The organism is Streptomyces murinus, assembly GCF_002154555.1.
GTDB classification, from domain to species: Bacteria; Actinomycetota; Actinomycetes; order Streptomycetales; family Streptomycetaceae; genus Streptomyces; species Streptomyces murinus.
Genome location: NZ_MUNF01000605.1, coordinates 1 through 7,271, shown reverse-complemented (window position 1 = coordinate 7,271; position 7,271 = coordinate 1). Strand labels below are relative to the sequence as shown.

Here is a 7,271-nt window from a genome sequence, read left to right as displayed (position 1 = left end):
CGGTGCCGGCGCTGGTGCCGGCACCGCTGCCGGTGCTCGCGCCGCCGCCGATGCCTGTGCCGCCGTTGTCCGCGCTGCCGGACGTGCCGCCCTGCGCGTCGGCCGTGTTGCTGGGGGAGCCCGCCGCCCGGATCCGGTCGCCGCCGGTGGTGTGGGTGCTGCCGTCGAGGCGGTAGCCCTGGAAGCCCGGGACCACACCCGCGGCCACGGCGGCGGTGCCCAGGGCGACGGCCACACACATCCCGAGCAGCGTCATGCTCACCGCGCGCCCGGCCTGCTTCTGGCGCCGCGGACCACGATCGGGGCCCGCATCGAGACCTGGGCCGTCACCGGGACCCGCGCCCGGGTTCTCACCGGAGCCCCCGGCCGCGCCGGAACCGCTCGGCGGACCGCCCGCCGCACCCGGCTCCGGATCCGGCACCCCCGGCCCGGCCGCGAAGAGATACGCGTCCGCCTTGGCCTGCGCCGCCGCGTACGCCTCGGGGTTCAGATAGGGCGCGGTGCCCATCGGTATCGGCGCCGTGGGCGCGGCCGCCGGATCGTCGCTCCCGGCGGCGGAGGCGCGCGGGTCGTCGCCCTCCGCGGCGCGGCCGGCGTCCGAGCGTCGGTGGCGTCCCATGACCTTGCCCTCTTCCTCGTACTTCCTTGGTATTTCCGGCCGACCCAACCTCACTCGATCGAGTGGGTTTCCCCGGGGATGCGCCCGCGTGCGGACCGTACCTCATGCCCTTAGAGGGCGATGTGTCCCGAACGACACCGGCCGGTTAGGTTGCCCCCATGAGTGAGGATGTTCGACTGGTCGCCTGGGTGCGTGGACACGTGCAGGGCGTGGGATTTCGCTGGTTCACCCGTGCCAAGGCACTGGAGATCGGCGGCCTGAGTGGTTTTGCTCTCAATTTGGCGGACGGCCGGGTCCAGGTCGTCGCCGAGGGCGCGCGCGAGGGCTGCGAAGGGCTGCTCGACTGGCTCCAGGGGGCCGACACGCCCGGCCGTGTGGACGGCGTCACCGAGATCTGGGACACACCCCGCGGTGGCTACGACGGCTTCGCGATCCGCTGAGCCGAAGCCGTCCCGCCCCCGGCCGCCGGGCCCCCGCGCACGGCGGCCCGGAGCGGAAACGGCCTGGTGGTTGCCAAGAAGGACCCGGCGTGGCAGGCTCCGCAGATACAGCTGATCGCTGCGCCCCAGGGCCTGGACGACTCGCTGCGCCGCCGTGTCCCTCCGGCCGCGCGCCCCGGTCCGCCCGCCAATACGGGGTGTGATCGTGTTGACCGTCAAACTTTTTGGTGAGACGCTGAAAGCCCCGCGCACCTTAGCTGTTTGGCATGGAGCAACAGCAGAGCAACACTCGGATGTGCCAAGCACCGCGGGTGCGAATCCCTCACGACCCACACCGCATCGGTCGGTCACTCAGTGTGGAGGACCATCCATCATGGCAAAGGCGCTTCTCGGTTACGTCGGCGGCTCCGACCCTCGACTCCTCGCCGAGATGCGACGGTTGCAGCAGCGTGTTCAGGACCTGGAGTCCGAGCTGGTCAGGATCCAGGCGGAGAACGACGCGCTGGCGGCTGCCGCCTCTCAGGACAGGATCATGGAGAGCATCGACGCACACCAGGCGGAGCCTGCGCTCACCTGATCGCTGCATCGCTCCACGACAGCAGCAGTGGTTGGGCAGCCCGTATCAGCCGCTCATCGGATCGGACGACCGGCATCCGAGGCCGTCCATAGAATGGCAAGGGACGCTTCGGCGTCCCTTCTTTCTTCCCCCGCGCATCCTTTCACCTTCTTCAACATCTGGTGTGCCCTGCCTGTCCAGCGGTGAAACCGCGCGGTCAGGAGGGTTCATGGAGTGAGACAGCGGCGGCCGGTAGAGTCCGGCGGCGTGCACCTCAAGGCCCTGACCCTGCGCGGCTTCAAGTCGTTCGCCTCCGCGACCACCCTCCGGTTCGAACCCGGGATCACCTGCGTGGTCGGACCGAACGGCTCGGGCAAGTCCAATGTGGTGGACGCGCTGAGCTGGGTCATGGGCGAGCAGGGCGCCAAATCGCTGCGCGGCGGCAAGATGGAGGACGTCATCTTCGCCGGCACCACCGGGCGCCCCCCGCTGGGCCGCGCCGAGGTGTCCCTGACCATCGACAACTCCGACGGGGCGCTGCCCATCGAGTACGCCGAGGTCACCATCACGCGGATCATGTTCCGCAACGGCGGCAGCGAGTACCAGATCAACGGCGACACCTGCCGCCTCCTGGACATCCAGGAACTGCTCTCCGACTCCGGCATCGGCCGCGAGATGCATGTGATCGTCGGCCAGGGCCAGCTGGACTCCGTGCTGCACGCCGATCCGATGGGCCGCCGCGCCTTCATCGAGGAGGCGGCCGGCGTCCTCAAGCACCGCAGGCGCAAGGAGAAGGCACTGCGGAAACTGGACGCGATGCAGGCCAACCTCGCCCGCGTCCAGGACCTCACCGACGAACTGCGCCGCCAGCTCAAGCCGCTCGGCCGCCAGGCCGCGGTGGCCCGCAGGGCCGCCGTCATCCAGGCCGATCTGCGCGACGCCCGGCTGCGGCTGCTCGCCGACGACCTCGTACGACTGCGCGGGGCGCTCAACGCGGAGATCGCCGACGAGGCCGCCCTCAAGGAGCGCAAGGAGGCCGCCGAGCAGGAGCTGCGCAAGGCCCTGCACCGCGAGTCCCTCCTGGAGGAGGAGGTACGGCGGCTCGCCCCCCGCCTCCAGCGCGCCCAGCAGACCTGGTACGAGCTGTCCCAGCTGGCCGAGCGGGTGCGCGGCACCGTCTCGCTGGCCGACGCCCGGGTCAAGAGCGCCACCTCCGCGCCGCCCGAGGAGCGCCGCGGCCGTGACCCCGAGGACCTGGAACGCGAGGCCGCCCGCGTCCGCGAGCAGGAGGCCGAGCTGGAGGCCGCCCTGGAAGCGGCCCGGCACGCCCTGGACGACACGGTCGCCCACCGCGCCGAACTGGAGCGGGAACTGGCCGTCGAGGAACGCCGGCTCAAGGACGTGGCCCGTGCCATCGCCGATCGCCGCGAGGGCCTGGCCCGGCTGAACGGCCAGGTGGGCGCGGCCCGTTCACGCGCCGCCGCCGCCCAGGCCGAGATCGACCGGCTGGCCATGGCCCGCGACGAGGCCCGGGAACGCGCGGTGCGCGCCCAGGAGGAGTACGAGGCGCTCAAGGCCGAGGTCGACGGACTCGACGCGGACGACACCGACCTCGCCGACCGGCACCGGGCGGCCAGGGAACGGCTCGCCGCCGCCGAGACCGCCCTGACCGAGGCCCGCCGGGCCGTCACCACCACCGAACGCCGGCGCGCCGCGACCCAGGCCCGCCACGAGGCACTGGCCCTGGGCCTGCGCCGCAAGGACGGCACCGGCATACTGCTGGACTCCAAGGCCCACCTCAAAGGCCTCCTCGGCCCCGCGGCGGAACTCCTGACCGTCACCCCGGGCTACGAGATCCCGCTGGCCGCCGCCTTCGGCGCCGCCGCCGACGCCCTCGCCGTGACCAACCCGACGTCCGCCGCCGACGCCCTCCGCCTCCTGCACAAACAGGACGGAGGGAGGGCGGCCCTGCTCATCACCGGTCCCGAAGACGCGCCCCGAAGGGGCGCGGGGAACTGCGCGAGCAACCCCATCGCACCCGCACCCGACGGCGAACCGATCCTGGCCGAAAACTACGTCCGCGCCCCGTCAGAGCTGATGCCGGCCATCCGCAGACTCCTCCACGACATGGTCGTGGTCGACACTTTGGACGCCGCCGAAGACCTCATCCGCTCCCACCCCCACCTCACCGCCGTCACCGCCGAGGGCGACCTCCTGGCCGCCCACTTCGCCCACGGCGGCTCCGCCGGCGCCCCGAGCCTGCTGGAGGTCCAGGCCTCCGTGGACGAGGCCGCCGCCGAACTCGCGGAGCTGTCCGTCCGCTGCGCGGAGCTGGCCGAGGCGGAGAATGCGGCGACGGAACGCCGTACCGAGGCTGCCGCCCTCGTGGAGGAGCTGGGCGAACGGCGCCGGGCGGCCGACCGGGAGAAGTCCACCGTCGCCCAGCAGCTCGGCCGCCTCGCCGGTGAGGCCCGCGCCGCCGCCGGTGAGGCCGACCGCTCCGCCGCCGCTGCCGCACGGGCGCAGGACGCGCTGGAGGGTGCCGTACAGGAGGCGGAGGAACTCGCGGAGCGGCTCGCCGTCGCCGAGGAGACGCCGGTGGCGGAGGAGCCGGACACCGCGGTGCGCGACCGGCTCTCCGCCGACGGCGCCAACGCGCGGCAGACTGAGATGGAGGCCCGCCTCCAGGTCCGTACCCACGAGGAGCGGGTCAAGGGCCTGGCCGGCCGGGCCGACTCCCTCGACCGCGCCGCCCGCGCGGAGCGGGAGGCACGGGCGCGGGCCGAGCAGCGCAGGGCCCGGATGCGCCATGAGGCGGCCGTCGCCCGGGCCGTGGCCGACGGCGCCCGGCAGCTGCTGGCGCATGTCGAGGTCTCCCTGGTCCGCGCCGATCAGGAACGCACCGCGGCCGAGGCCGCCAAGGCCCGGCGCGAGCGGGAACTGACTGCCGCCCGCGGCACCGGACGTGAACTGAAGTCGGAACTCGACAAGTTGACGGATTCGGTCCACCGCGGCGAGGTACTCGGCGCCGAGAAGCGGCTGCGGATCGAGCAGCTGGAGACCAGGGCGCTGGAGGAGCTGGGTGTCGAACCGGCGGGGCTGGAGACGGAGTACGGGCCGCATCAGCCCGTGCCGCCCTCGCCCGCCGCCGACGGTGAGACGCTGCCGGAGGACCCGGAGCACCCCCGCAACCAGCCGCGCCCCTTCGTACGGGCCGAGCAGGAGAAGCGGCTCAAGGCGGCCGAGAAGGCGTACCAGCAGCTCGGCAAGGTCAATCCGCTGGCCCTGGAGGAGTTCGCGGCGCTGGAGGAGCGGCACAAGTTCCTCAGCGAGCAGCTGGAGGACCTGAAGAAGACCCGTGCCGATCTGCTCCAGGTGGTGAAGGAGGTCGACGAGCGGGTCGAGCAGGTCTTCACCGAGGCCTACCGGGACACCGCGCGCGAGTTCGAGGGCGTCTTCGGCAGGCTGTTCCCGGGCGGCGAGGGCAGGCTCGTGCTCACCGACCCTGGCAACATGCTCACCACGGGCGTCGATGTCGAGGCGCGGCCGCCGGGCAAGAAGGTCAAGCGGCTGTCCCTGCTCTCGGGCGGCGAGCGGTCGCTGACGGCCGTCGCGCTGCTGGTGTCGATCTTCAAGGCCCGGCCGAGTCCCTTCTATGTGATGGACGAGGTCGAGGCCGCGCTGGATGACACCAACCTCCAGCGGCTGATCCGGATCATGCAGGAGTTGCAGAAGTCCTCGCAGCTGATCGTGATCACGCACCAGAAGCGCACGATGGAGGTGGCCGACGCGTTGTACGGCGTCTCCATGCAGGGCGACGGTGTGTCGAAGGTCATCTCGCAACGCCTGCGCTGACCCATTTCAAGATCGACTCGTACCGACGATCAAGATCACCTCACTCCCTGTTCATTTCTTGAACACGGAGTGATCTGCCGTATCTCCTAACTCACAACTTTCCCCCTATTGACTTCGGAAGTTGAAGGCATAGTCTCTGCAACGTTGCTTTTTTCCTTCAGGTGTAAGTAGCGCAAACGTATGCGCCACTGGAGACCTGGAAGGGCTCACCCCACCCCGGCAGCGTTGCCGTGGCCCGAGGAGTTTCACGTGACCAGCACAGCGCAGGCACCTCAGTCAGGAGCCGGGACGGCTCATCCCGAACATCTCGGGCATGTCATCTTCATCGCCGCGGCCGCGGCCATGGGCGGGTTCCTCTTCGGCTACGACAGCTCCGTCATCAACGGCGCCGTCGAGGCCATCCGCGACCGCTACGACATCGGCTCCGCCGGGCTCGCGCAGGTCATCGCCATCGCCCTGATCGGCTGTGCCATCGGTGCCGCCACCGCGGGCCGGATAGCCGACCGGATCGGCCGTATCCGCTGTATGCAGATCGCGGCCACGCTGTTCACGATCAGCGCCGTCGGCTCCGCGCTGCCCTTCGCGCTGTGGGACCTCGCCTTCTGGCGCATCGTCGGCGGTTTCGCCATCGGCATGGCCTCCGTGATCGGCCCCGCCTACATCGCCGAGGTCGCCCCGCCCGCCTACCGCGGCCGGCTCGGCTCCTTCCAGCAGGCCGCGATCGTGGTCGGCATCGCCATCTCCCAGCTGGTCAACTGGGGCCTGCTGAACGCCGCCGGCGGCAACCAGCGCGGCCACCTCATGGGCCTGGAGGCCTGGCAGGTCATGCTGGGCGTCATGGTGATCCCGGCCGCCCTGTACGGCCTGCTGTCCTTCGCCATCCCCGAGTCCCCGCGCTTCCTGCTGTCCGTCGGCAAGCGTGAGCGCGCCAAGGAGATCCTGGCCGAGGTCGAGGGCGAGAGCGCCGACCTGGACAAGCGCGTCGCCGACATCGAGCACGCGATGAAGAGCGAGCACCGCTCCACCTTCAAGGACCTGCTGGGCGGCGGCTTCTACTTCAAGCCGATCGTCTGGGTGGGCATCGGCCTGTCGGTCTTCCAGCAGTTCGTCGGCATCAACGTCGCGTTCTACTACTCCTCGACGCTGTGGCAGTCGGTCGGTGTGGACCCGACGGACTCGTTCTTCTACTCCTTCACCACGTCCATCATCAACATCGTCGGCACCGTGATCGCGATGATCTTCGTGGACCGGATCGGCCGCAAGCCGCTCGCGCTCATCGGCTCGGTCGGTATGGTCGTCGGCCTGGCGCTGGAGGCCTGGGCGTTCTCGTACCACCTGGTCGACGGCAAGCTGCCCGCCACGCAGGGCTGGGTCGCCCTGATCGCGGCGCACATCTTCGTCCTCTTCTTCGCCCTGTCCTGGGGTGTGGTCGTCTGGGTCATGCTCGGCGAGATGTTCCCGAACCGGATCCGCGCCGCCGCCCTGGGCGTGGCCGCCGCCGCGCAGTGGATCGCCAACTGGGCGATCACCGCGAGCTTCCCGTCGCTGGCCGACTGGAACCTCTCCGGCACGTACATCATCTACACCGTGTTCGCCGCCCTCTCCATCCCCTTCGTCCTGAAGTTCGTCAAGGAGACGAAGGGCAAGGCCCTGGAGGAGATGGGCTGAGCCTCCCCCCGAGGCACCCCCGAACCCGGGGAGAAGGGCCTTCAGACCCCGCTGCCCCTCTCCTCGTTCCTCCCCTCTCCCCCCGGCCCGGCCACTGCCCGGACCGGGGGGCGAGGGGAGGAACGAGGAGAGG

The 7,271-nt window shown here is 70.8% G+C and carries 4 protein-coding genes and 1 pseudogene; 4 read left to right on the top strand and 1 reads right to left on the bottom strand.

The features are described from left to right. Positions 1–619 (bottom strand): annotated as a pseudogene (locus tag CCN72_RS31100) (CAP domain-containing protein); the annotation flags it as partial. A 158-nt stretch (positions 620–777) separates the two neighbouring features. Between CCN72_RS31100 and CCN72_RS31095 the strand changes: the two are divergent. From CCN72_RS31095 to CCN72_RS31075, 4 genes are all read left to right on the top strand, one after another. Further along, positions 778–1,059: an acylphosphatase gene (locus CCN72_RS31095; RefSeq protein ID WP_085566748.1), complete on the top strand. Its 282-nt coding sequence runs from the start codon at positions 778–780 to the stop codon at positions 1,057–1,059. 373 nt (positions 1,060–1,432) lie between these two features. After that, the gene (locus CCN72_RS31090) at positions 1,433–1,636 is read left to right on the top strand and encodes a hypothetical protein (RefSeq protein ID WP_018544743.1); all 204 of its coding nucleotides are present in this window, start codon (positions 1,433–1,435) and stop codon (positions 1,634–1,636) included. Positions 1,637–1,882: 246 nt separating this feature from the next. Next, the gene (smc, locus tag CCN72_RS31080) at positions 1,883–5,470 is read left to right on the top strand and encodes a chromosome segregation protein SMC (protein WP_086811426.1); all 3,588 of its coding nucleotides are present in this window, start codon (positions 1,883–1,885) and stop codon (positions 5,468–5,470) included. A 249-nt stretch (positions 5,471–5,719) separates the two neighbouring features. Further along, positions 5,720–7,138: a sugar porter family MFS transporter gene (locus CCN72_RS31075; RefSeq protein WP_085566751.1), complete on the top strand. Its 1,419-nt coding sequence runs from the start codon at positions 5,720–5,722 to the stop codon at positions 7,136–7,138. The last annotated feature ends 133 nt before the right edge of the window (positions 7,139–7,271 follow it).

Bases quoted from the DNA above. Each gene is read 5' to 3' on its own strand.
- CCN72_RS31095 (WP_085566748.1), top strand. From the start codon at position 778: ATGAGTGAGGATGTTCGACTGGTCGCCTGGGTGCGTGGACACGTGCAG.
- CCN72_RS31090 (WP_018544743.1), top strand. From the start codon at position 1,433: ATGGCAAAGGCGCTTCTCGGTTACGTCGGCGGCTCCGACCCTCGACTC.